At 30.0% G+C, this 23,240-nt stretch carries 24 protein-coding genes; 10 read left to right on the forward strand and 14 right to left on the reverse strand.

The window, feature by feature from the left end; genetic code table 11:
• Positions 1-3 precede the first annotated feature (3 nt).
• The 9 genes from SHK09_RS00930 to SHK09_RS00970 form a co-directional block, all read right to left on the reverse strand.
• Complete coding sequence (locus SHK09_RS00930; protein ID WP_319808888.1) at positions 4-2,544, reverse strand: TonB-dependent receptor; 2,541 nt, start codon at positions 2,542-2,544, stop codon at positions 4-6.
• Between the two features lie 218 nt (positions 2,545-2,762).
• Positions 2,763-4,331 (reverse strand): glucose-6-phosphate isomerase, encoded by a 1,569-nt coding sequence (gene pgi / locus SHK09_RS00935; protein ID WP_319808889.1) that lies wholly within the window; start codon positions 4,329-4,331, stop codon positions 2,763-2,765.
• 4 nt (positions 4,332-4,335) lie between these two features.
• Entirely contained in the window at positions 4,336-5,598 is a 1,263-nt protein-coding gene (locus SHK09_RS00940) for a peptidoglycan DD-metalloendopeptidase family protein (RefSeq protein WP_319808890.1), read from the reverse strand.
• A gap of 121 nt (positions 5,599-5,719) precedes the next feature.
• Positions 5,720-6,490, reverse strand: a complete 771-nt coding sequence (locus tag SHK09_RS00945; RefSeq protein ID WP_319808891.1) for a DUF3108 domain-containing protein — start codon at positions 6,488-6,490, stop codon at positions 5,720-5,722.
• A gap of 102 nt (positions 6,491-6,592) precedes the next feature.
• Positions 6,593-7,510, reverse strand: coding sequence for a tryptophan 2,3-dioxygenase family protein (locus tag SHK09_RS00950; RefSeq protein WP_319808892.1), 918 nt, complete (start codon positions 7,508-7,510; stop codon positions 6,593-6,595).
• Positions 7,511-7,607: 97 nt separating this feature from the next.
• The gene (hppD, locus tag SHK09_RS00955; protein WP_319808893.1) at positions 7,608-8,768 is read right to left on the reverse strand and encodes a 4-hydroxyphenylpyruvate dioxygenase; all 1,161 of its coding nucleotides are present in this window, start codon (positions 8,766-8,768) and stop codon (positions 7,608-7,610) included.
• 182 nt (positions 8,769-8,950) lie between these two features.
• A complete protein-coding gene (locus SHK09_RS00960) occupies positions 8,951-10,120 on the reverse strand; it encodes a homogentisate 1,2-dioxygenase (protein ID WP_319808894.1) in 1,170 nt (389 codons plus the stop codon).
• A gap of 462 nt (positions 10,121-10,582) precedes the next feature.
• The gene (locus SHK09_RS00965; protein ID WP_319808895.1) at positions 10,583-10,819 is read right to left on the reverse strand and encodes a NifU family protein; all 237 of its coding nucleotides are present in this window, start codon (positions 10,817-10,819) and stop codon (positions 10,583-10,585) included.
• Between the two features lie 9 nt (positions 10,820-10,828).
• Positions 10,829-11,962, reverse strand: coding sequence for an Mrp/NBP35 family ATP-binding protein (locus tag SHK09_RS00970; RefSeq protein WP_319808896.1), 1,134 nt, complete (start codon positions 11,960-11,962; stop codon positions 10,829-10,831).
• A 287-nt stretch (positions 11,963-12,249) separates the two neighbouring features.
• Between SHK09_RS00970 and SHK09_RS00975 the strand changes: the two genes are divergently transcribed.
• Positions 12,250-12,717 carry a hypothetical protein gene (locus tag SHK09_RS00975; RefSeq protein WP_319808897.1) on the forward strand — a complete coding sequence of 156 codons (468 nt, stop codon included), beginning with the start codon at positions 12,250-12,252 and terminating at the stop codon, positions 12,715-12,717.
• Between the two features lie 74 nt (positions 12,718-12,791).
• Here SHK09_RS00975 and SHK09_RS00980 read toward each other — a convergent pair whose 3' ends face one another.
• From SHK09_RS00980 to SHK09_RS00990, 3 genes are all read right to left on the reverse strand, one after another.
• Complete coding sequence (locus SHK09_RS00980; protein ID WP_319808898.1) at positions 12,792-13,121, reverse strand: MGMT family protein; 330 nt, start codon at positions 13,119-13,121, stop codon at positions 12,792-12,794.
• Positions 13,122-13,248: 127 nt separating this feature from the next.
• Entirely contained in the window at positions 13,249-13,920 is a 672-nt protein-coding gene (gene trmB, locus SHK09_RS00985) for a tRNA (guanosine(46)-N7)-methyltransferase TrmB (protein WP_319808899.1), read from the reverse strand.
• A gap of 9 nt (positions 13,921-13,929) precedes the next feature.
• Positions 13,930-14,151, reverse strand: a complete 222-nt coding sequence (locus tag SHK09_RS00990; protein WP_319808900.1) for a DUF6341 family protein — start codon at positions 14,149-14,151, stop codon at positions 13,930-13,932.
• Between the two features lie 41 nt (positions 14,152-14,192).
• On the opposite strand from SHK09_RS00990, the gene SHK09_RS00995 reads away from it, so the two are divergent.
• Positions 14,193-15,122 carry a DUF6427 family protein gene (locus tag SHK09_RS00995; RefSeq protein WP_319808901.1) on the forward strand — a complete coding sequence of 310 codons (930 nt, stop codon included), beginning with the start codon at positions 14,193-14,195 and terminating at the stop codon, positions 15,120-15,122.
• On the opposite strand, the gene upp is transcribed toward SHK09_RS00995, so the two are convergent.
• On the reverse strand, positions 15,117-15,770 hold the full coding sequence (upp, locus tag SHK09_RS01000) for a uracil phosphoribosyltransferase (RefSeq protein ID WP_319808902.1): 654 nt from the start codon (positions 15,768-15,770) through the stop codon (positions 15,117-15,119). The genes SHK09_RS00995 and upp overlap by 6 nt on opposite strands.
• Before the next feature lie 96 nt (positions 15,771-15,866).
• Here upp and lysM point away from each other — a divergent pair, with 96 nt between their 5' ends.
• The 8 genes from lysM to SHK09_RS01040 all read left to right on the forward strand — a co-directional run bounded on the left by lysM (position 15,867) and on the right by SHK09_RS01040 (position 22,631).
• Entirely contained in the window at positions 15,867-16,337 is a 471-nt protein-coding gene (gene lysM, locus SHK09_RS01005; RefSeq protein ID WP_319808903.1) for a peptidoglycan-binding protein LysM, read from the forward strand.
• 119 nt (positions 16,338-16,456) lie between these two features.
• Positions 16,457-17,353, forward strand: a complete 897-nt coding sequence (locus tag SHK09_RS01010) for a DMT family transporter (RefSeq protein ID WP_319808904.1) — start codon at positions 16,457-16,459, stop codon at positions 17,351-17,353.
• A 47-nt stretch (positions 17,354-17,400) separates the two neighbouring features.
• Entirely contained in the window at positions 17,401-18,255 is an 855-nt protein-coding gene (locus tag SHK09_RS01015; protein WP_319809334.1) for a YicC family protein, read from the forward strand.
• A 75-nt stretch (positions 18,256-18,330) separates the two neighbouring features.
• Positions 18,331-18,912, forward strand: coding sequence for a guanylate kinase (gene gmk, locus SHK09_RS01020; protein ID WP_319808905.1), 582 nt, complete (start codon positions 18,331-18,333; stop codon positions 18,910-18,912).
• 95 nt (positions 18,913-19,007) lie between these two features.
• Positions 19,008-19,592: a nicotinate (nicotinamide) nucleotide adenylyltransferase gene (nadD, locus tag SHK09_RS01025; RefSeq protein ID WP_319808906.1), complete on the forward strand. Its 585-nt coding sequence runs from the start codon at positions 19,008-19,010 to the stop codon at positions 19,590-19,592.
• Positions 19,593-19,639: 47 nt separating this feature from the next.
• Positions 19,640-20,506, forward strand: coding sequence for a M23 family metallopeptidase (locus SHK09_RS01030; RefSeq protein ID WP_319808907.1), 867 nt, complete (start codon positions 19,640-19,642; stop codon positions 20,504-20,506).
• Positions 20,506-22,002, forward strand: a complete 1,497-nt coding sequence (locus SHK09_RS01035; protein ID WP_319808908.1) for a GH3 auxin-responsive promoter family protein — start codon at positions 20,506-20,508, stop codon at positions 22,000-22,002. Before SHK09_RS01030 ends, SHK09_RS01035 begins: the two co-directional genes overlap by 1 nt.
• A gap of 179 nt (positions 22,003-22,181) precedes the next feature.
• A complete protein-coding gene (locus SHK09_RS01040) occupies positions 22,182-22,631 on the forward strand; it encodes a 6-carboxytetrahydropterin synthase (protein ID WP_319808909.1) in 450 nt (149 codons plus the stop codon).
• Positions 22,632-22,669: 38 nt separating this feature from the next.
• On the opposite strand, the gene pth is transcribed toward SHK09_RS01040, so the two are convergent.
• Positions 22,670-23,236 carry an aminoacyl-tRNA hydrolase gene (pth, locus tag SHK09_RS01045; RefSeq protein WP_319808910.1) on the reverse strand — a complete coding sequence of 189 codons (567 nt, stop codon included), beginning with the start codon at positions 23,234-23,236 and terminating at the stop codon, positions 22,670-22,672.
• Between the last annotated feature and the right edge of the window lie 4 nt (positions 23,237-23,240).

Genomic DNA, 23,240 nt, shown 5'->3' on the forward strand with positions numbered 1-23,240 from the left:
TATTTAAAAATTAATTTTTGCTCCAACACTAAATGTTCTTCCAGCACCATAATAAACTTGTGCTTCAGCAGCTGATGAAGTTCCTCTATCTTGAGCATCTGAAATATAAACTGTATCAAATACATTATTAACTCTTGCGATAATAGAAGTATCAAAACTTCCAAATTTAAATTTGTGTCTTATTGCAGTATCAAATAATGTAAAAGAAGGAACTTTCCATGCATCTGGTGCTCCAGCTGTACCTCTATCACTTGGATCAAAATCTGAATACAAGTTTGCAAAGTGATTTGCATCTATAGTAAAAGTAGTTTCTGGCGTTAATTTATAACTTGTACCTAAAGCAAACGTAGTTTGAGCAGCATCACCAACATGTAAATCTTTTATAAATAAATCTACCTCAGCAACTTCTACTTGTGCATCGTTAAAGATTTTAACGTTTTCTACGTTACTACCCCATCTCCAGTCTCCTAAAGAAGCCATACCAGTAATTTTTAATTTATCTGTAGCTCTATAAGTAAAATCTAATTCAACTCCTTGGTGAATAGCACTTACTCCTAAGATATTAGCAGTTGCGTTTGTACCATCTAATTGTTGAAAACTAGCAGTTTCTGTTCTATCTCTCCACTCAGTTCTATAAATATTTACATTTGCAGTAAGTTTTTCTGCTCTGTAAGTATAACCAAGTTCATAACTTGTAATTTTTTGATTAGGAGCGTCTTCGTTAGTATCTGTATTACTTACAAAACTTGTAAAAATAGCATTAAAATAAGGAGCTCTTTCAAAATAACCTAAGTTAGCAAAAATACCATGATTATCATCTAAATTATAGTTTACACCACCTTTAGTACCAAAACCAATAAAGTTAAATTTTTCTGAAGTTTGTTCTGGATCTGAATCTAAATAGTTAAAACGATCTACTCTTTGGTAAGATGTATTAGAAACGTTTGCAGAAAGAAAACCACTAAGGTTATCTTTAGAATACTCTAACTGAGCAAAGCCACCAAACCAGCCAACTTTACCATCATTATCATAAGCTATTTTGTCTCCAACTTGCGTTTGATTGTTTGGGTTATTTTTATTAGAGTTATCTAAATAATATTGACCTCCTAATAAATCTGTAACTTCTGTAAAGTGAATTCCTTTGTAACCTCTAACATCTATACCTGTTAAAAAAGTTAACTCATCTGTTACGTCTGTTTTTAAAGTAGATAAAACACCATACCAAACGTGGTCATTTCTAGAAGCTCTTAATATAGATTCAGAACCATTTGTTCCTAAAGCAATGTTTTCATCAACAATTTTATCAAAGTTGATTGTACCTAAATTACCAATTCTATAATCTGAGTTATCGAAGCCAAATTTATTAACTCCTCTATAGCCACCACCACCACCAGTTCCAAAAGAAACATATGCTGCTGTAGAAACGAAAGTTTTATCACTTACATTCCAATAATGATTTAAAGATATTTGAGGCTTGTGATAAAAATTGTCTTCAGAATTTGTTTCCTGACCATTTTTATAACCCCAATCTGAGTTAAATTTTCTTCCTCTATCACTTTCTCTAAAAGTAGAAATTAAATGTCTGTTTTGTCTTTGACCGTGTTGTTGCTTTGCACCAAAAGCAGTTAAAGATAATTTATGAGCATCATTAAATTCTTTTGTGATATTAACAAAATAGTTAAAACCTTTAAAAGCAGTACCATCTACATAACCTCTACCTTCTGTAGAAGAAGCAGATACAGAAACAGCAACACCGTTATCCATTAATCCTGTAGAATATGTAAAACCATATTTACTATAACCATCATTTGCAATAGAGTAACCTATGTTTCCTCCTTCTTCTACATCTGAAGTTTTTGTTAAAATATTTATTGTTCCTCCAATAGAAGGCACAGCAACTTTAGAAGCACCTAAACCTCTTTGAACTTGCATTGCAGAAGTAACATCTCCTAAACCAGCCCAGTTAGACCAAAATACTCTACCACTTTCCATATCATTAACAGGTACTCCGTTAATCATTACAGCAACGTTTTCAGAATTAAAACCACGTAAGTTAATTCTACCATCTCCGTAACCACCACCAGACTTAGTAGCATATACACCAGGTGTAGATTTTAAAATTTCAGGAAATTCTTGTGTTCCTAATTTAAGTTCAATGTCTGCAGCTTTAACAGTAGAAACAGCAACAGGCGTTTTTCTATCAATTGCAAAAGAATTAGAAACCACTACTATCTCATCTAGAGAACCAGCGTCTTCTTGTAATTTAATTGTTAAATTCTTTTTTGAAGAAGAAAAAGCAACTTCATTTGGTTTGTAACCTATAAAAGATACAACTAAAACACCAGAATTAGATTTTGCTTGTAAAGAGAATTTACCGTTAAAATCTGTTGATGTTCCGTTTGTAGTTCCTTTTACAAGAACACTTGCACCTGGTAGAGGTTGATTGGTTTCATCGACAATCGTACCAGTAATTTTAGTTTGTCCTAATACTGTAGCTGTTACAAAAAACAGTGCTACAAATAATAAGTTTTTAAAATTTTTCATTGTATAATTTTATGTTATTAAATGTTCTGCAAAATTCTTCCTTTTACAGAGTTCTAAAGTTAACTTAATGTTAAGGTTTAACAAAATATTAAGAATCTTAAAATTAAACTAAAAGAATCTTAAAATCTCTACACCAACAACTTACATATTAACAAAATTATTAACAAAACATAAAAAACTTATTAACTCATTAAAGTATTAATCCTAAAAGGCTAAATTTACTGCTTATTCAATAATTTTTTGGCCAATTCTTTTCCTAGTTCTACACCAAATTGATCGTAACTATAGATGTTCCATAAAATTCCTTGAGTGTAAATTTTATGTTCATATAAAGCTATCAATTTACCCAAAGAACGCGGTGTAAGTTTGTCGAATACAATTGAGTTACTTGGTCTGTTTCCTTCAAAAACTTTAAAAGGTAGTAATTTTGCAATTTTATCTTCATCACCAGAGAACTTTAACTCTAAATGAACTTCTTCTTTTGTTTTTCCAAAAGCCAAAGCTTCTATTTGACCATAATAATTGGCCATTAACTTCTTGTGATGATCTGTTAAACCGTATAAAGATTCTTTATAACCAATAAAATCTGCAGGAATTAACTTTGTTCCTTGGTGTACTAATTGCATAAATGCATGTTGCATGTTTGTACCTGTGCTTCCCCAAACAATAGTTCCTGTTTGGTAGTCTATTTTATCTCCGTTTCTATCTATACCTTTACCATTACTCTCCATAATAGCTTGCTGCAAATAGTCTGGTAATTTTTTAAGGTATTGAGAATAAGGTAAAACAGCTTCTGTTTCTGCACCATAGAAATTATTATACCAAATACTTAGCAAAGCTAAAATTACCGGAATATTATTTTCAAATTCTGTATTCTTATAATGCAAATCCATTTCTTCTGCACCATCTAACAAGGCTCTATAATTATCAAAACCTACAGACAAACTAATAGATAAACCAACAGCAGACCAAAGAGAAAAACGACCACCAACCCAATTCCACATAGGAAAAACGTTTGCTTTGTCTACCCCAAAATTATCTACTGCTTCTAAATTAGTTGAAACCGCCACAAAATGTTTTGGAATATCGAAAATTGTAGCAGACTTTAAAAACCAATTCTTAAGCGTCTCTGCATTTGTAATTGTTTCTTGTGTTGTAAATGTTTTAGATACAATTACAAACAATGTAGTTTCTGGGTTTAGCTTCTTCATTATTTCAGAAACATGATCTCCGTCTATATTAGAAACAAAATGTGTAGTTAATTGGTTTTTATAATATTGTAAAGATTCTACAACCATATCTGGTCCTAGATCAGACCCACCAATACCAATATTAACAACATCTGTAATAGATTTACCTGTATATCCTTTCCATTTTCCAGAAATAACCTTATTACTAAAGCTTCTTATTTTTCTTAAAGCTGCTTGTATTTGTGGTTTTATATTTTTACCATCAACAAGAACTGGTTCTTCAGAATTACTTCTTAAAGCAGTATGTAAAACCTCTCTACCTTCTGTAACATTTATAACTTCACCTGCATATTGTTTATCAATAGCGTCTTTTAATTCAATTTCTTTTGCAAGCGCTACTAATAAAGAAATAGTTTCTTCTGTAACTCTGTTTTTAGAAAAATCTACAGACAAATCGCCTAACTCTAAAGAAAAATTTTCTTGTCTATTAATGTCTTTACATAAATCTTTAATATTTATATCTTTATTATTATTAAAGTGATTTGTAAGTTTTTCCCAAGCTTGAGTTTTGGTTGGATTGATGTTTTTTAAAGCCATTTTATTAGTTTTGAGCTATTACTGTAGGTTCTTTTATTTCTGGTTGATTTTTGTCTAATTGATTTTTTAGAAGATACATAAAGTCTAAAAATCTTGGTTTTACACTTTCGTTTAAAGGTTCTGCTGCTGGTAATTTTTGTTTAAAAGGATCTACTTCTTTTCCGTTTCTCCAGAAACGATAACATACATGATTGCCAGAACTACTTCCCGTAGAGCCAACATAACCAATAATATCTCCTTGTTTCACATAATCGCCAACTTTAGCTTTTCTTTTACTCATATGAAAATATTTTGTAGTAAAAGTACTGTTATGCTTTACTGCTACATAATTACCATTTCCGCGTTTTCTTCTAGAATCCACAACGGTTCCATTTGCTGTAGACATAATTGGGGTACCGTTTGGCGCGGCAAAATCGGTTCCTCTATGTGCTTTTATTCTATAACCATAGTGCGCTATTCTTCGCTTTAAATTATATCTCGAAGAAATTCTGTATTGAAATTTAATAGGACTTTTTAAGAACTGACTTCTTAACATATTACCATTTTCATCGTAATACTCTGGAATTCCTTTTATTGAATCTGCAACAAATCTAAAAGCATACAAATCTTGATCTTTATGTTTAAATACAGCCGATTTTACTTCACCGTAACCAGCAAAAATAGAATCTTGTATAAATTTCTCTTCAAAAACTAGTTTAAAAGAATCTCCTTTTTGAAGTTTATAGAAATCTAAAGTCCACGCATATATATCTGCAACAGAATAGGTTAAACTTGCAGATAAGTGTAAACTATCCATTGTATTAGAAAGATTCGAATAAATTTTTCCTTCTACAATTCTTTCTACTCTTTTTATTGGTTGAAGATAGGTGTGAGCTTCAATAATAGAATCTTTAAAATCTACTACAGTTGCTCTAATCTTATCATTCTTGTAAATAAAAATTTTTGCTTGCTCTAGAGAATCTTTACTAGATAATATCATGTAAGGCTTACCTGCTCTTACTCTTCTAACATCAAAAACATCTTTTATAGAACCTGCAATTTGGTTTATTTTAGGATAACTAACATGGTGTCTATCTAAAATAGCACCAAAACTTTCTCCGCTTCTTATAGTATCTAAAACAACCTTATAATCTGCTACTTTATAACCATATTTATAAACTGGTTTCGGTTTTAATTTGGGTTTAACGTTAGCATCTTTCTTTTTTTCTTCAGTTTTACAAGAAGAAAATGCAACAAATATTAATAAGAGGTAGAATATATTTTTCAAAAACAGGAGTGATTAAATTTAACATCCAAAAGTACAAATAAAATTTATTTCTTTTACACCTAAACAAGGAAGTTCCTATAACGGTTTCGTTAAAGTTTTATTAATAGACTTATAAATATAGTTAACTCTTTTTAAAGTCATTAGCTAAACCTTTATAAGCTTCTAATTCTGCTCTTAAAGAACCTACAGCTAAATCTGCCTTCATTTTAATTGGAATTTTATTTGCATCATCAGTAATCCAAATAGTTACACTTTCTTGTGCCTTAAAAATTCTACCAGACTGTACTAAAGGTCTAAATATTAAAGAATTTACTTTACCAAATTTTGTTTTTAAAACTTCTTTTCCTAAAAAACGAAGTTTAAAAGGATAGACTTGCGAATCCATAAACATATCAATTGCTATTTCATCTCCCTTTTTCATGTTTTTTACATCTTGATTTCTTAAATAGTAAAAAGAAGAAAGCATATCTTGTACATTAGAAAAAGCAACTGTGGTGTCTTTCTGACTTATAAAATCTTGAATATACGCGCTATTAGAATTATAGTTAAAATTAGTTACTCTGTTTTTTTTATAACCACCTTCATCAATATTTCTTTTAAATACGTAAGGTTTAATATCATCTTTATCAAAATAGCTTTCATAGACATCATCTACTTTAAAAAACCATTTTATCATACCAGAAGTCCAACCAGAACCTTTTGTATGAAATACTTTTTTGCCATTTAAATCGGTTTCTTCAACTTCTAAAATAGCAGAACCAGCTCTTAAAAAACCACTATAACTCATTTTATAACGCAACCATTCTCCACCTTTAAAAGCAACTTTTTCTTCTTGTGAAAAAGAGGTTAAAGACAAAAAGAACGCAAATATTATTAGGATGTATTTTTTCATAGTTCTCAAACTTATAAAAAAGTATTGACAATTACCGTTCCAAAAAAGAAAAAAGTCATTTACTAACTATTTGTAAATGACTTTTTAATGATAACTTAAAATTTAAAACGTTCCCCAGTTCTTTAATTCTTCTTCGCTCCATAAATAAGGATAAAAAATTCTTCGCTGGTATTTAGGATGCATGTACTTACGCCAACTACTTCCTCCTGTAGCCTCTAAATCCTTTTCTTTTCCGCCTAAATATTTACCTGCTGCATTGTAATGTGCCATTACCCATTTTACATTTACAGTATAATCGTAATGACGCATTGCTTTTACAAGGTCTTCGTTTTGCTGAACTTCTTTTGGTAGTTGTTTAAATTTTTTTGATAAATTGATATCATTGTAATCTTCCATAAAATGGATAAACTCGCCTAGATATTTTTCTTCAAAAAGGTTTAATAAAGTAGATTTCTGACCTGTAGTATAATTTTTACCTGCTGCTTGCCAATATAAATGATTGTATGCATTTTTAAAAGATGAACTCCTATCGATAGAATCTCTATAACGAGCATCTATTAAATTAATAAGATCTGTAGAGGCAAATTCAATTTTACGGTATTGTGCACTTTGAAAACCACTTGCTGGTGTTAATGTATTTCTAAATTTTAAATATTGCTCTTTTTCCATACCGTCTGCCATAACAGAAAAAGAATTACACAACATATCGAAATAATTACTAACTCTATTTAAATGCATAGAAAATTTCTCTACAGAAACATCTGTAGTTTTTGCTACTTGATCTAGCTCCCACAAAATCATCTTAAACAACAACTCGTTTACTTGATGGTACATGATAAAAACCATCTCATCTGGTTGTGTTGTTCTTGGTGTTTGCAAACCTAAAAGTGCATCTGTCTGAATATAATCCCAATAAGTAATTGGTGTACTCCATAACAAGCCTTCTAACATTGCGTCTACAGGAACGCCTAATTTATCGTACTTTTCTTCAATAGCTTTTAGAATCTCGTCTCTGTTCATTATTTAATTTAATGGTATAAAAAAAGAACAAAGATAAAATAGTTTCTCTTTGTTCTTCTTTTTTCTATGATAAGGTTTTAAAAACCTTTAAAACACCCTAAAGTGTTCCTCTTTTTTCTTGCTCTCTTTCTATAGATTCAAACAAGGCTTTAAAATTTCCTGCACCAAAACCTCTTGCACCCATTCTTTGAATAATCTCAAAAAATAATGTTGGTCTATCTTCAATTGGTTTTGTAAAAATCTGTAATAAATATCCTTCTTCGTCCGCATCAATCATAATACCCAAACCTTTTAATTTTTCGATATCTTCTCTTAATTCATGACTGTATTCTTCTAATCTTCCAGGTACAGATCTATAATATTCATCTGGTGGTGTAGATAAAAATTCTACTCCGTTTGCTTTTAACTGAGAAACCGTTTTAATAATATCATCTGTTGCAACCGCAATATGTTGCACACCTGCACCTTCGTAAAAATCTAAATATTCTTCTATTTGAGAACGTTTTGCTGCTTTTGCAGGTTCGTTTATTGGAAACTTAATTCTACCGTTTCCGTTAGACATTACCTTACTCATTAATGCAGAATATTCTGTATGAATTTGTTTATCATCAAAAGATAAAAAGTTTTCGAAGCCCATAACATCTTCGTACCATTTTACCCAAACGTCCATCTGATTCCAACCTACATTACCAACCATGTGATCTATGTATTTTAAACCTGCAGTTGGTGGATTGTAGTCTGATTCCCATTTTTGAAAACCTGGTAAAAATGCGCCATTATAATTTTTACGCTCTACAAACATATGTACTGTTTCTCCGTAGGTGTAAATTCCTGCTCTTACAACTTCTCCATGTTCATCTGTTTCTACAGTTGGTTCCATGTAAGATTTCGCTCCGCGTGTCGTAGTTTCTTCATATGCTTTTCGTGCATCTTCTACCCAAAGTGCCACAATTTTTACACCATCGCCATGTTTTACAATATGATCGTTAATTGGCGATTTGCTATTTAACGGTGTAGTTAGCATTATTTTGATTTTGTCTTGTGTTAAAACATAAGAAACAGAATCTTTAGAACCTGTTTCTAATCCGCGATACGCGTGCGATTGAAAACCAAATGCTGTTTTATAGAAATGTGCTGCTTGTTTTGCGTTACCAACGTAAAATTCTACATAATCTGTACCAAGTAATGGAAGGAAATCTTGTGCTCCTTCAAATATTTTTTCTAAACCGTAGTTTACTGATTCTATTTTTTTTGACATCTTTAGATGATTTATATTTTGTAGATCTCACAGGTTTTTAAAAACCCGTGAGATCTTTACTTATTAATTGTATTGTACTTTTAATGATACTATTTACTAGCAAAAAAATTAGCCGTGATTGAAATGGCATCCTTTTTTTATTTTTCTTAAAAAAAGATATAATGGAAAGCGCGAAATAGCTTCTAATGCTTATTTTCTTCCAACCAAGATTTATAATATTCTTCATCGGCAATTTTCATGGCTTCTTCTGTAACCATTAAAGGCTTAAAAGTGTCTACCATAACTGCCAATTCTTCGGTTTTAGTTTTTCCGATACTTTTTTCTACAGTTCCTGGGTGTGGACCATGTGGAATTCCGGCCGGATGCAAGGAAATATGACCTTGATCGATGTCGTTTCTACTCATAAAATCGCCATCTACATAATACAAAACTTCGTCTGAATCGATGTTACTATGATTGTATGGCGCAGGAATTGAGTTTGGGTGATAGTCATATAAACGAGGTACAAAACTGCAAATTACAAATGCGCTTGTTTCGAAGGTTTGATGTACTGGCGGCGGCTGATGAATACGACCTGTTATGGGTTCGAAATCGTGAATTGAAAATGCATACGGAAAGTTATAACCGTCGTAACCTACTACATCGAAAGGATGTGAAGCGTAAATCATTTCTATAATTTCGCCTTGTTTTTTTACTTTAATTAAGAAATCTCCTAATTCGTTATGGGTTTCTAATTCGTCTGGTCTTCTTAAATCTCTTTCACAAAACGGTGAGTGTTCTAATAATTGACCAAAGTAATTTCTGTATCTTTTTGGTGTGTAAACAGGCGAATAAGATTCTACAATAAAAAGTCTGTTGTTTTCATCATCGAAATCTAATTTATAAATAACGCCTCTTGGAATTATTAAATAATCTCCGTATTTAAATTTGATGTTACCTAGATGAGTTCTTAACTTCCCGGTTCCTTTATGGATAAAAATAACCTCATCTGCATCTGTATTTTTATAAAAATAATCTTCTGTAGATTGTTTTGGTGCTGATAAAATAATATTACAATCTGTATTTGTTAAAACGATTTTTCTACTTTCTAAATAATCGTTTTCTGGCGGAACTTGAAATCCTCTAAACCTGTAAGATTGAATATTATTTGCTTTGGCAATTTTAGGTTTTACAGAGTATTGTTTACGAATTTCTTTAACCATTGTTGGTCTGTGCTCGTGATATGAATTGGTAGACATGCCGTCGAAACCAATAGTACCAAAGAGTTGTTCGTAATATAAAGAACCGTCTTTTTTACGAAATTGCGTGTGTCTTTTGGGTGGAATTGTCCCTAATTTATGATAAAAAGGCATAATTTTAAGATTGAAAAATTAAAAAACTAAATGATTAAAACCTGGATACTCTTTTTTAATAAAGGTAAAGGTTTAATAATGAAATTCTGACGTAAGCAGAAATTACAGAAATCATTCTGGATTGCGTTTCATTAAAAATTTTAAGTGTGCTAATAAATCTGCAAACATTTCAATCGATTTCGTTGTTTTACAAATATACAAAAAGGAAAACAAATAATTTCTACAAATAAAATGTTCCATTTTAAATAATAGCTATAAAGTAATTAAATATTTAAACGAATAAACCTCATAAGGTTTATCTTATGAGGTTTATTATGCTATTGATTGCGTTAGGGATTGAAGCACTTGTTTGGGCTCTTTTTTACTTTTTTAAGTAAAAAAAGCGAGTGCGAAAAGCCCGACCTTTTAGGTAACGCCCAAAAATATATTTTTATACAGTTTTAAAAACTAGTTTCTACCTAGTTAAGCCACATTTATTACTTCTTCTATCTGTGGTGCATATTTTTTAATAGTTGCTTCTACTCCGTTTTTTAAGGTCATTTGGTTTACAGAACAACCATTACAAGCGCCTTCTAATTGTACTTTTACAATAGAATCTTCTACAGATAAAAGTTTAATATTACCACCGTCGCTTATTAAAAACGGACGAATTTCATCTAACGCTTTTTCTACATTGTCTAATGTTTCTTGTGCTGTCATAAATCTAGTTTATTTTGTGCTACAACCACTCATTGTTGTTATTCTAACAACTTCTGTTGGTGGTAAATTTGCGTTTCTTTTTAATAGTTCTGCTACCATTTCTTTTGTAATCTCTTTAAAAGATTTTTCTAAAACAGTACCATTTTGTAATGCTACAGGATGCCCAACATCACCAGATTCTCGAATACTTTGTACTAAAGGAATTTCTCCTAAGAACTTTGTTTTAATATCTTCTGCTAAATTTTTTGCGCCATCTTGCCCAAAGATATAGTATTTATTGTTTGGTAATTCTTCTGGCGTAAAATATGCCATGTTTTCTATAATCCCTAAAACAGGTACATTAATGTTTTCTTGCTGAAACATTGCAACTCCTTTTTTAGCGTCTGCTAGAGCAATATTCTGTGGTGTACTTACAACAACAGCACCACTAATTGGTAAAGCTTGTACAATAGATAAATGTACATCTCCTGTTCCTGGAGGTAAATCGATTAATAAAAAGTCTAATTCTCCCCAATCTGCATCGAAAATTAGTTGATTTAATGCTTTTGAAGCCATTGGTCCACGCCAAATTACTGCTTGATCTGGATTTGTGAAAAAACCTAAAGACAATAATTTAACTCCGTAATTTTCTACAGGTTTCATCTTCGAACGCCCCTCTATATTTACAGAAAGTGGTTTCTTCTTTTCTACATCGAACATTATATGTTGTGATGGCCCATAAACGTCTGCATCTAAAACACCAACATTAAAGCCCATTTTTGCTAAAGATATTGCAGTATTAGCTGTTATGGTAGATTTACCAACACCACCTTTACCAGATGCGATTGCAATAATGTTCTTAATATTAGGTATTTCTTTTCCACGAATTTGATTCGGGTTTTCTTTAACCGCAGGTTTTTCTACTGTTAAGTTTACCTTAACTGCTATTTGCTCACCAACGTTTTTCTTAATTGCTTTTGTAATTTCTGCTTCTACTTTCTTTTTTGCCTGTAAAGTAGGGTTACTAATAGTTACATCTACTTCAACTTCATCACCAAAAGCAACTACGTTTGTTATATTTTTGTTTTCTACCAAACTTTTTCCTTCTCCAGGAGCAGTAATAGTTTCTAATGCCTTATATATATCTTCTTTCTTAAAACTCACGTCTTATCTTTATTTAATCTTCATTGCAAAGATACATCTTACATACTAAAAAATAAAGGTTGTATATATGGTTTCTTTATCTAGAAATAAAGCCTGATTATTAACTTATTTTTAAATAATGTTAAGCACTTGTTATTTTTAAATTATTCTTTGTGTTTTGTATAAGAAAAAGAAGATTAATTAACATTAATCAAAAAATAATCACAAAAAATTGAACATAATTACGATTTTTTACAAAAAACATATTAAATTTCTTGTATATTTGAGAAACACTTAATCCCCCGTTTATGAAAAATAGAATTAATGCCCTAGGCATCGCAACGCTACTTTTAGCAACAACAATTAATCTTTATAGCCAAAACATCGCAATGGTACATGTCCCAGAAAATGCTACTGAGCAGTATTCTGAAGATTTTGATTCTGCAAATATTGCCCTTAAAGATGGAAACTACACTTACAAACTTGGTTCTAACGACATTTCAATCTCTATTAAAGATGGTTATTACATTGAAAACCACCCTAATAATGAGTTTATTAAAGCAAAAATAGATTGGACATCTGCAGACGAGTATACACTTACAATTGTAGAAATTAATAAGAAAGACATTCCTTTTAGAAAAGGAACTATGTTAAACACTAAAATAACAAAAGTAAGAGGAGACAAATATTACTACAAATCTGATTTACTTGACTCACATAATTCTTCTTGGACAGGAAAATTAAAAAAAATTGAAGAAGACGGTTTACTTCAATAATATCTATTTAACCCCCAGAAAAAACCTATCATTTTAAATGATAGGTTTTTTTTATTTCTATTATTTTTTTGAAGCTATAGCTTATCTATAGGCAGCCATAAAACTTTCTCTAAATTCTGTATTTGATTATCTATAACAACAATACCTTCGTTTTCTAACAATTGTTGCATTAAGTTTGTGCCATCGAAATGGTGCTTACCTGTAAGTAAACCTTTTCTATTTACAACTCTATGTGCAGGTACATCTTCTAAATTATGTGCTTTATTCATTGCCCAACCAACCATTCTTGCAGATTTTGCAGCACCTAAATAAGTTGCAATTGCACCATAAGTTGTTACTCTCCCGTAAGGAATTAAACGGGTTACTTTATAAACTTTATCAAAAAAATTATCTGAATCTTTCACGAAGTGAAGATATGAAGTTTATTCGAGATGTGTTGCGGCGTTAATTATAACTAAAAAAGAACAATTTACAGCCTAAAAACCTGACTTATAAATTGTCTTCTAACAAGTTTTAAAAAAGAAAACTGTACTAATACTTTAATTTGAATTTAATATAAGTAATAGGTTTACCTACTTCTAAATACTGGTTTTCGTAAAAAGTTTGCGTTTCTGTTACTTCTTTTGGTGAACCTTCGTTTTTATACACTGTATGGTTTGCATATAAAACCTCATGACCTTCACCATGTAATAAACCTAAAGTATAACCGTGCATAAATTCGCTATCGGTTTTTAAATTCATAACACCATCTTCACTTAAAATATGATGATATTTCTTCATAAAAGAAGCATTTGTCATTCTATGTTTTGTGCGTTGGTATTTAATTTGAGGATCTGGAAAAGTAATCCAAATTTCGGAAACTTCATTTTGTGCAAAAATAAAATCTACCAACTCTATTTGTGTTCTAACAAAAGCAACATTTGGTAAATTTTCTTCTATTGCAGTTTTAGCACCACGCCAAAAACGAGCACCTTTAATATCTATTCCTACGTAGTTTTTATTCGGATTTTTTCTTGCTAAAGCGATTGTATACTCACCTTTACCACAACCTAGTTCTACAACTATAGGATTATCGTTTCCAAAAAAAGAATGCCATTTACCTTTGTGAGAGAAATTAGTTACTACCTCTTCTCTTGTTGGCTGAATGACATTTTCGAACGTTTCATTTTCTTTGAAACGTTTTAGTTTGTTTTTGCTTCCCAAAGTATAAAATTAAGCTCTGTCTTCTGTTCCTTCTTTTATAAAACGACGAGATTCTCCCATCCAATATGCAAATAAAACTAAAAGAACTAATAGAAAAAACCAGTTTACTGCGTTTGAAATCCACCATCCTAAATCTGCATTCGCTACTGTTAATCGTAACCAATTAAAAGGAAGGAATAAAAGATCTGTAAATAAACTACCAATCCATCTAAAAATATTGCTTGCTATCATAACTTAATTATCTTTACGCTGCAAAAATAACAAAAGAAACGATGCTAGCCAATTTTTTAGGGAAATCTAAACCAATCAATTTCATAATTCTTTTAAGTCTATTCGTTTGCTTGTTTATTTTCTCCTCTTTTTTATTTATTTATAACAACAACTTCGAACTTGCTATACTAGTAAAATCTGCTAGCTATTTAGGTATATTTCTAATTATTTTCTTCTTCTTTAACTTTATTGTTTCAAAGAATAATTTAACGTTCGACAACACTTATGCATTCTTTGTTTTTACCATTGTGTTAAGTTATTTTCTACAAACAACAAATAACTACAAAACACTGATTACAATACTCTTACACATCCTTTTTTTAAGAAAAGTATATAGTTTAAAATCTCAAAAACATATCTTACAAAAATTATTTGACAGCGGTTTTTGGTTAAGTATTTTGTTTATTATAGCGCCTTTTTCGGCCATGTTTTCTATCTTAATATATGCTGCAATTTTCTCACATCAAAAACCAATAATTAACAATTTAATTGCACCAATAATTGGCTTTATAACTCCGTTACTTATATATGCTACGTATTGCTTTTGGTTTGATAAATTATATGTTTTTACCAACCTTTTTTATTTTGACACGTTTAATAGTTTTGTTTTTTACTCAGAAAACAGTGTTTACTGGCCAACAATCTTAATAATAGTACTTTCTATTGTAGCTATCTTTTTAAAATCGCCAAAGGCTTTATCTGTAAATAATTCGTTTAAAAAAAGTTGGATACTTTTAATAATTAACCTAACAATTGCTTTATTCTTCGCGTTATTTATTCCGAAGAAAAACGGAACAGAATTATTATTTATGTTATTTCCTGCTGCCATAATTATTGCAAACGGCTTAGAAACGATAAATAACACTTTAATTAAAAATATAGTTTTTATACTTCTTTTATTAACCGCAGTTACTTTTCCTTTCTTTCTATAACTTACTACCAAAAGCTAAATCGCCAGCATCTCCTAAACCTGGTATAATATAGCCTTTGTCGTTTAAATTATCATCTATTGCAGTAATCCATAAATGAGTGTTTTCTGGGAACTTATCTTCAATAAATTTAATTCCTTCTTTTGAAGCAATAACCACTACAAGATGAATTTCTTTTGGAATTCCTTGCTTTTTTATAGCCTCGTATACAGAAACTAAAGATTGGCCAGTTGCCAACATAGGATCTGCTAATAATAACGTTTTATTTTCTACAGATGGAGCTGCGAAATATTCTACAACAATCTCAAATTCCGCATCATTATTTGGGTGATGTCTATATGCTGATATAAAAGCATTTTCTGCATCATCAAAATAATTTAAAAGCCCTTGATGTAAAGGTAAACCTGCTCTTAAAATTGAACATAACACAATATCATTAGTAACTTTATCTATAGATTTTATACCTAAAGGCGTTGCAACATCAACAGCTTTATAAGAAAGTTTTTTACTTAGTTCGTAACTTAAAATTTCCCCTATTCTTTCGATATTTCTTCGAAAACGCAAAGAATCTTTTTGAACCGTAACGTCTCTAATTTCTGCTATAAATTTATTTAAAATTGAATTGTTTTCTGAGATATTATGTATTTTCATTTTGTGGAATATAGTAAACAAATGTAGCATAATTCCTTAAAATTTGTATATTGCTATTCATAAATTAGTTTTATTAATCAAAAAAAAATAAAAAAAATGGGAATATTTTCATTTATTAAAAATGCTGGAGCAAAAGTTTTCGGTATTGGAAAAACAACAGAAGAAGAAAACGCAGAAAAATCAGATCAATTAAGAGGCGCAATTACTGCTTTAGAACTTGAGGTTAAAGATTTATCTATTTCTGTAGATGATGATGCTGTAAAAGTTTGGGGAGAAACTGCAGATTTAGCTACAAAAGAAAAAGTTGTTTTAGTAGTAGGTAACACAAATGGTATTGCATCTGTAGAAGATAATTTAACAGTTGCAGAAATTGAAGTTATTGAAGAAGCTGCAATGGCTCAATTTCATACAGTAGCAAGCGGAGATACTTTAGGTAAAATTGCTAAAGAATATTACGGTAATGCAATGAAATATCCTGTAATTTTCGAGGCTAACAAACCAATGTTATCACATCCAGATAAAATATATCCTGGTCAAGTTTTAAGAATACCACCATTAGTGGACTAACTAAAAATTAACCAACCAAACCTATTAAGAGCTTCAATATTTATTTGAAGCTTTTTTTTTATCTCAATTTTAAAATTTATCATCAACTTTGCGACCTAATTTTTAGAATTTCTTTTAAAATGAATCAAAGAATATTAGCACTAATTGCAGTTTCTATAGCAACTCTAATCTATGGTTTAACATTTACCATAGCTAAAGATGTTATGCCAACATACTTAAAACCGTATGCTTTTATTTCTTTAAGAGTAATTGGAGGCACAATTATATTTTGGTTATTGGGATTATTCATTAAACAACAAAAAATAGAAAAGTCTGACTATAAAAAAATACTATTAGCATCCTTTTTTGGAGTTGGTTTAAACATGCTTACTTTCTTTAAAGGACTAAGTTTAACAACACCAATTAGTGCTTCTGTAATGATGGTAACTTCACCTATTATGGTTATGCTTTTTTCTAGCTTATTAATTAGAAAAGCAATTGGCAAACAAAGAGTTTTAGGAATATTTATTGGATTAATTGGTGCCATTTTACTAATAACCTACGGTAGCAGTTCTCAAGGAAATTCAAACAATAGTAATTTTGGTAATTTTTTAGTTTTTGTAAATGCAGCATCTTATGGCTTGTACTTAGTCTTGGCAAAAGATTTGATAAAAAAATACAATCCTATTGTGTTTGTAAAATGGTTGTATTTCTTTGGGTTATTTTTTGTACTTCCATTTGGTTACAGCGAACTAACAGAAGTTATTTGGCAAGAAATACCCACAAATATGTATTGGAATATTGGTTTTGTATTAATTTTTACTTCTTGCGTTACATATCTTTGTAATTTATATGGTTTATCAAAATTAAAACCTACAACAGTAAGTGTTTTTATTTATTTACAACCAGTAATAGCAACTATTTATGCATTAATTGTTGGAAGCGATTCTTTAAATTTAGTTAAGATTAGTGCTACTTTATTAATCTTTTTTGGTGTTTATTTAGTAACCAAACAAGTAGAAAATTCTACCAAATAAAACTATATTTGCAACTCATTTAAAATGATGATTTTATGATTCAATCTATGACTGGTTATGGAAAAGCAGTTTTACAATTGCCAACCAAAAAAGTAACTATAGAAATTAAATCTTTAAACAGTAAGAATTTAGATTTAAACGTAAGAATTCCTTCTTATTACAAAGAAAAGGAATTAGCTGTTCGTAAAAAGTTAGCCAGCTCTTTAGTAAGAGGAAAAGTAGATTTTTCTATTTATGTAGAAATGACTGCAGATGAAACCTCTACTACAGTAAACAAAAAAGTTGTAAAACAATATGTAGAACAATTAAGAAACACACTTTCTATTGGTTCTGAAGATGATATTGAATTGTTAAAAATGGCTATAAGAATGCCAGATGCTTTAACTACAGAAAGAGAAGAATTAGATGAAAATGAATGGAATCTAATTAATGAAAATATTGATGTTGCAATTACAGAAATTGTACAATATAGAATTGATGAAGCTGCTTCTTTAGAAATAGACTTTAAAGAAAGAATTACCAACATTAACAACTATTTAGAAGAAGTAAAAGCATTAGACAACGATAGAATAGAAAACGTAAAAACACGTTTAAAAAAGGCTATTGATGATCTAAAAGTAGATACCGATGAAAATCGTTTTGAACAAGAATTAATTTATTATCTAGAAAAACTAGATATTAATGAAGAAAAAGTTCGTTTGGCTAATCACTTAGACTACTTTTTACAAACATTGGCTTCAGAAGATTCTAATGGTAAAAAACTAGGTTTTATTGTTCAAGAAATGGGCCGTGAAATTAACACAACTGGTTCTAAAGCTAATTTTGCACCTATGCAGAAAGCCGTAATTCAAATGAAAAACGAGTTAGAACAAATTAAAGAACAAATATTAAACGTATTATAAAAAACTTCTACAACACCTATTAGACATTCCTTTCTGTCTTTTAGAATGAAGTTTGGAACATCATAATTTTAAAAAATGAAAGATTTTAAAGGAAAACTATTTGTGTTTTCAGCACCTTCTGGCTCAGGAAAAACTACTATTGTTCGTCATTTATTAAAACAAGAAAAATTTAATTTAGAATTTTCTATTTCTGCTACCTCTAGAGAACCAAGAGGTTTCGAAAAAGATGGTGAAGATTATTATTTTATCGACTTAAAAGATTTTAAAAATAAAATTAAAGGCGATGAATTTTTAGAATGGGAAGAAGTTTACAGAGATAATTTCTACGGAACATTAAAAACAGAAGTAGAACGTATTTGGGGTTTAAAAAAACACGTTATTTTTGATATTGATGTTGTTGGAGGCTTAAGAATTAAAAAGAAATTTCCAGAACAAACATTGTCTGTTTTTGTAAAACCACCAAGTGTAGACGAATTAAAAATCCGTTTAAAAAAGCGCAAAACAGAAAGCGAAGAAAAAATAAACATGCGTATTGCAAAAGCTTCTGTAGAATTAGCTACTGCGCCTCAGTTTGATAAAATTATTAAAAATTACGATTTAGATGTTGCTCTAAAAGAGGCAGAAGATTTAATGAGTGATTTTTTAGGTTTAAATTAGAATTAAAATCAAAAAAAGAACAGAGATAAAAGATACTGTTAGTAAAGTACAGTATCTTTCATTCTCTCTCTTATCCCTCTTATCTACAAAAGAATATGAGTAAAATCGGTTTATATTTTGGTACATTTAATCCAATTCATATTGGACACTTAATTATCGCCAATCATATGGTAGAAAATTCAGATTTAGATGAAATCTGGATGGTTGTAACACCTCATAACCCATTTAAAAAGAAAAGCTCTTTACTAGACAATCATCATCGATTAGAATTGGTCTACAGAGCTACAGAAGATTATCCGAAGATAAACCCATCTGATATTGAGTTTAAACTACCGCAACCAAACTACACCGTTTATACATTAGCACACATTTCAGACACCTATAAAGACAAAGAATTTTGCTTAATTATGGGTGAAGACAACTTAAAGAGTTTTCATAAATGGAAAAATTTTGAAACCATTTTAGAACATCATCACATCTATGTATACCCAAGAATTTCTGAAGGAAACATAGAGACACAATTTGACAAACACCCTAAAATTCATAAGGTAGCAGCACCAATTGTACAGATTTCTTCTACTATGATAAGAAACGGAATTAAAGAAAGTAAAAACATTAAACCTATGTTAACCAAAGAAGTTTGGAGTTATATAGATGAAATGAATTTTTATAAGAAATAACTTCACTTAAAATTCGTTGTATATTTGTAAATATTCAAACAATAATTTTGGCTAAAAAGGATAAAAAAAAAGGTAAACTAAAACAAAAACTAACTGATAAATACAGATTGGTTGTTTTAAATGAGAATACGTTTGAAGAACGTTTTTCTTTGAAACTATCTCGATTAAATGTATTTGTTTTAGGTGGTGTTTTCTCTATAATATTAATAGCAGTAACCACTGTTTTAATTGCATTTACGCCAATTAAAGAATACATTCCTGGTTATTCTTCTTCTAAATTAAAAGCAGATGCTGTTAAGTTAACCTTTGAAACAGATTCTTTAAAACAGAAATTAGCCATACTAGAAAATTATACAAAAGCATTAAGACCTGTTTTAACAGGAGAAATAACATCGGAAGAAATAGATTCTTTAGAAATACAAGCTAGACAATCTATTATAGATGAAAGCGAACTAGACGCTACAAGAGAAGATTCTTTATTTAGAGAAAAGATAGATAAAGAAACCCGTTACGCAATTTTAAATAATTCTAAAAGTAACGTTAAGATTGTGTTTTTCGCGCCTTTAAAAGGTAGTGTATCGCAAGTTTTCGATGCAAATTCTAAACATTTTGCTATAGATATTGTTGCAAAAGCAGGCACACCAATTAAAGCAGCAGCAGACGGAACCGTTATTTTTTCTGGTTGGAGTGCAGAAACCGGTTATGTAATTATATTAAAACATGATAAAGATTTTATTTCTGTATACAAGCACAACGGTAATTTACTAAAAGAACAAGGAGACTTTGTAAAATCAGGCGAAGTAATTGCTAGTGTTGGTTCTACAGGAGAACTTACTACAGGACCACATTTACATTTCGAACTTTGGAAAGGTGGTTATGCCATAAACCCAACAAACTTTATAGACTTTAAATAATGAGTATAAAATCTTTTTTTGCGATTCCGTTTGCTAAAATTGCAACTAAAAAAGTCTACAAATGGGCTAACAATCCGCATAAAACACAAGAAAAAGTTTTTAAAAATTTACTTTCTAAAGGAAGTAAAACAGCTTTTGGAAAAGACCATAATTTCGAAGATATCTCTACTTATGAAGATTTTAAAAAACACGTAAAAGTATCTGACTACGAAGGCTTAAGGAAATATGTAGATAGAATTGTTGCAGGAGAATCTGATGTTCTCTGGACAGGAAAACCACTTTATTTTGCGAAAACTTCTGGCACAACCTCGGGCGCAAAATACATACCAATAACAAAAGATTCTATGCCAACACATATTAAAGCAGCAAGAAATGCCATGTTGTTTTATATTGTTGAAAAAAACGATGCAAGTTTTGTTGATGGAAAAATGATTTTCTTACAAGGAAGCCCAGTTTTAGAAGACAAAAATGGTGTAAAACTAGGTCGTTTAAGTGGTATTGCAGCGCATTATGTACCTAATTATTTATTAAAAAATAGATTACCAAGTTGGGAAACTAACTGTATAGAAGATTGGGATACTAAGGTAAATGCAGTTGTAGAAGAAACCGTAAATGAAGACATGTCTGTAATAAGCGGAATACCTTCTTGGGTACAAATGTATTTCGAAAAATTAATAGAAAAAACAGGTAAATCTGTTTCAGAATTATTTCCAAATTTTAACTTCTTTATTTACGGAGGTGTAAATTTTGAACCTTATAAAAATAAATTCGAAAGCTTAATAGGTAAAAAAATAGATTATATAGAACTATACCCTGCTTCCGAAGGTTTTATTGCCTACCAAGATTCGCAAACAGAAAAAGGAATGCTATTGCAATTAGATTCTGGTATTTTCTATGAATTTATTCCTGCTAGTGATTTTTTTGAAGAGAACCCAACAAGAATATCTTTAAAAGATGTAAAAATTGGTGTTAATTATGTTATTATTTTAAACACAACTGCAGGTCTTTGGGGATATAATATTGGTGATACTGTAGAATTTACATCAACAAAACCATATAGAATAAAAGTTACCGGAAGAATTAAACACTTTATTTCTGCATTTGGCGAACATGTTATTGGTAAAGAAGTGGAAAAGGCATTAAATGATGCTATAAAAGGAACTCCAATAAATATTAGTGAATTTACTGTTGCACCACAAGTAGACCCAACTAATGGGCTACCTTATCATGAATGGTTTATAGAATTTACTAATGAACCAGAAAATTTAGAAGAATTTGCTACAAAAGTAGATGCTTCTATGCAAGAACAAAATATTTACTATTTAGATTTAATTGAAGGAAAAGTATTACGACCTTTGGTGATTAGAAAAGTTAAAAAAGGTGGTTTTCATGAATATATGAAATCTATTGGTAAATTTGGCGGACAAAATAAAATTCCGCAATTGTCTGATAATAGAAAAATTGCAGACGTTTTAGATAATTTTTTAATTAAATAACAATAAAGTACAAACAAAATGGGAGGAGATTATTTATTTTTAGTATTAGCAATAGGATTGGTTATTGTATACTTTTACAACAAATACAGAAACAAACGTCGTTAATATTTAACCAAAACAATACTAAGTAACTTCTAATAATACTTTTCTTTATTATTAGAAATATCAATAAAACACAAATGAGCACAATTAGAATCACAAAAAAATTCAATTTTGAAACAGGTCATGCTTTATATGGTTATGATGGAAAATGTAAAAATGTTCATGGGCATTCTTACAAACTTTCTGTAACAGTTTCTGGAATACCAATATCTGATAATACAAATGTAAAATTTGGAATGGTGATTGATTTTGGTGACTTAAAAAAGATTGTAAATGAAGAAATTGTAGATATTTTTGATCATGCAACAGTTTTCAATAAAAATACACCTCATGTTGAGTTGGCAAAAGAATTAATGGACAGAGGACATGATGTTTTATTGGTAGATTACCAACCTACAAGTGAAATGATGGTTATTGATTTTGCTGAAAAAATAAAAACAAGATTACCAAATAATATAAAATTACACTCTATAAAATTACAAGAAACAGATTCTAGTTTTGCAGAATGGTTTGCCAGCGAAAATTAATTTTTTAAAATGTTTAAGTATTTACTTTTAAAAGGTAATTATTTCCCATTAAATTCATTCATTGTATTTGCTAAACCTGCAATACCAAAAGAGGTAATAATTTTTGATGAAACTGGTAAACGTTCTATTAACTCGCTAGTTTCATCTTTACTCCATTCACCAAGAACAAAATCTGCTTGCCTTCCTCTTGGGTAATTAGCACCCACTCCAAATCTAAAACGAGCGTATTCTTGGGTATTTAGCTTCTCTTGAATATCTTTTAGTCCATTATGCCCACCTGCAGAACCTTTTGCCTTTAGACGTATTGTACCAAAATCTATATGTACATCATCTGTAACTACTAATATATTTTCTATGGATATATTTTCTTTATCCATCCAATATTTTACAGATTTACCACTTAGGTTCATATATGTACTTGGTTTTAAAAGGATAAAAGTTTTTCCTTTTAATTTAAAGGAAGCAACATCACCTAATTTTTCAGTCTCGAAACTTGCACTATTTTCTTCTGCAACTTCATCAAGAATTTTAAAACCAATGTTATGACGGGTATCTGTATAGTTATCTCCAATATTACCTAAACCAACAATTAAAAACTTTTTCATCAAT

The sequence above is a fragment of the Polaribacter sp. PL03 genome (assembly GCF_033875165.1).
In the GTDB taxonomy this organism is placed as follows: Bacteria; Bacteroidota; Bacteroidia; order Flavobacteriales; family Flavobacteriaceae; genus Polaribacter.

What these genes read in the sequence shown, in the direction of transcription:
- SHK09_RS00945 (WP_319808891.1), bottom strand. Translation starts at nt 6,490, where the DNA reads ATGAAAAAATACATCCTAATAATATTTGCGTTCTTTTTGTCTTTAACC.
- SHK09_RS00975 (WP_319808897.1), top strand. Translation starts at nt 12,250, where the DNA reads ATGAAAAATAGAATTAATGCCCTAGGCATCGCAACGCTACTTTTAGCA.
- pgi (WP_319808889.1), bottom strand. Translation starts at nt 4,331, where the DNA reads ATGGCTTTAAAAAACATCAATCCAACCAAAACTCAAGCTTGGGAAAAA.
- SHK09_RS00995 (WP_319808901.1), top strand. Translation starts at nt 14,193, where the DNA reads ATGCTAGCCAATTTTTTAGGGAAATCTAAACCAATCAATTTCATAATT.
- hppD (WP_319808893.1), bottom strand. Translation starts at nt 8,768, where the DNA reads ATGTCAAAAAAAATAGAATCAGTAAACTACGGTTTAGAAAAAATATTT.
- SHK09_RS01035 (WP_319808908.1), top strand. Translation starts at nt 20,506, where the DNA reads ATGAGTATAAAATCTTTTTTTGCGATTCCGTTTGCTAAAATTGCAACT.
- SHK09_RS00930 (WP_319808888.1), bottom strand. Translation starts at nt 2,544, where the DNA reads ATGAAAAATTTTAAAAACTTATTATTTGTAGCACTGTTTTTTGTAACA.
- SHK09_RS01040 (WP_319808909.1), top strand. Translation starts at nt 22,182, where the DNA reads ATGAGCACAATTAGAATCACAAAAAAATTCAATTTTGAAACAGGTCAT.
- lysM (WP_319808903.1), top strand. Translation starts at nt 15,867, where the DNA reads ATGGGAATATTTTCATTTATTAAAAATGCTGGAGCAAAAGTTTTCGGT.
- SHK09_RS00990 (WP_319808900.1), bottom strand. Translation starts at nt 14,151, where the DNA reads ATGATAGCAAGCAATATTTTTAGATGGATTGGTAGTTTATTTACAGAT.
- nadD (WP_319808906.1), top strand. Translation starts at nt 19,008, where the DNA reads ATGAGTAAAATCGGTTTATATTTTGGTACATTTAATCCAATTCATATT.
- SHK09_RS00965 (WP_319808895.1), bottom strand. Translation starts at nt 10,819, where the DNA reads ATGACAGCACAAGAAACATTAGACAATGTAGAAAAAGCGTTAGATGAA.
- SHK09_RS01015 (WP_319809334.1), top strand. Translation starts at nt 17,401, where the DNA reads ATGACTGGTTATGGAAAAGCAGTTTTACAATTGCCAACCAAAAAAGTA.
- gmk (WP_319808905.1), top strand. Translation starts at nt 18,331, where the DNA reads ATGAAAGATTTTAAAGGAAAACTATTTGTGTTTTCAGCACCTTCTGGC.
- upp (WP_319808902.1), bottom strand. Translation starts at nt 15,770, where the DNA reads ATGAAAATACATAATATCTCAGAAAACAATTCAATTTTAAATAAATTT.
- pth (WP_319808910.1), bottom strand. Translation starts at nt 23,236, where the DNA reads ATGAAAAAGTTTTTAATTGTTGGTTTAGGTAATATTGGAGATAACTAT.
- SHK09_RS00950 (WP_319808892.1), bottom strand. Translation starts at nt 7,510, where the DNA reads ATGAACAGAGACGAGATTCTAAAAGCTATTGAAGAAAAGTACGATAAA.
- SHK09_RS00960 (WP_319808894.1), bottom strand. Translation starts at nt 10,120, where the DNA reads ATGCCTTTTTATCATAAATTAGGGACAATTCCACCCAAAAGACACACG.
- SHK09_RS01010 (WP_319808904.1), top strand. Translation starts at nt 16,457, where the DNA reads ATGAATCAAAGAATATTAGCACTAATTGCAGTTTCTATAGCAACTCTA.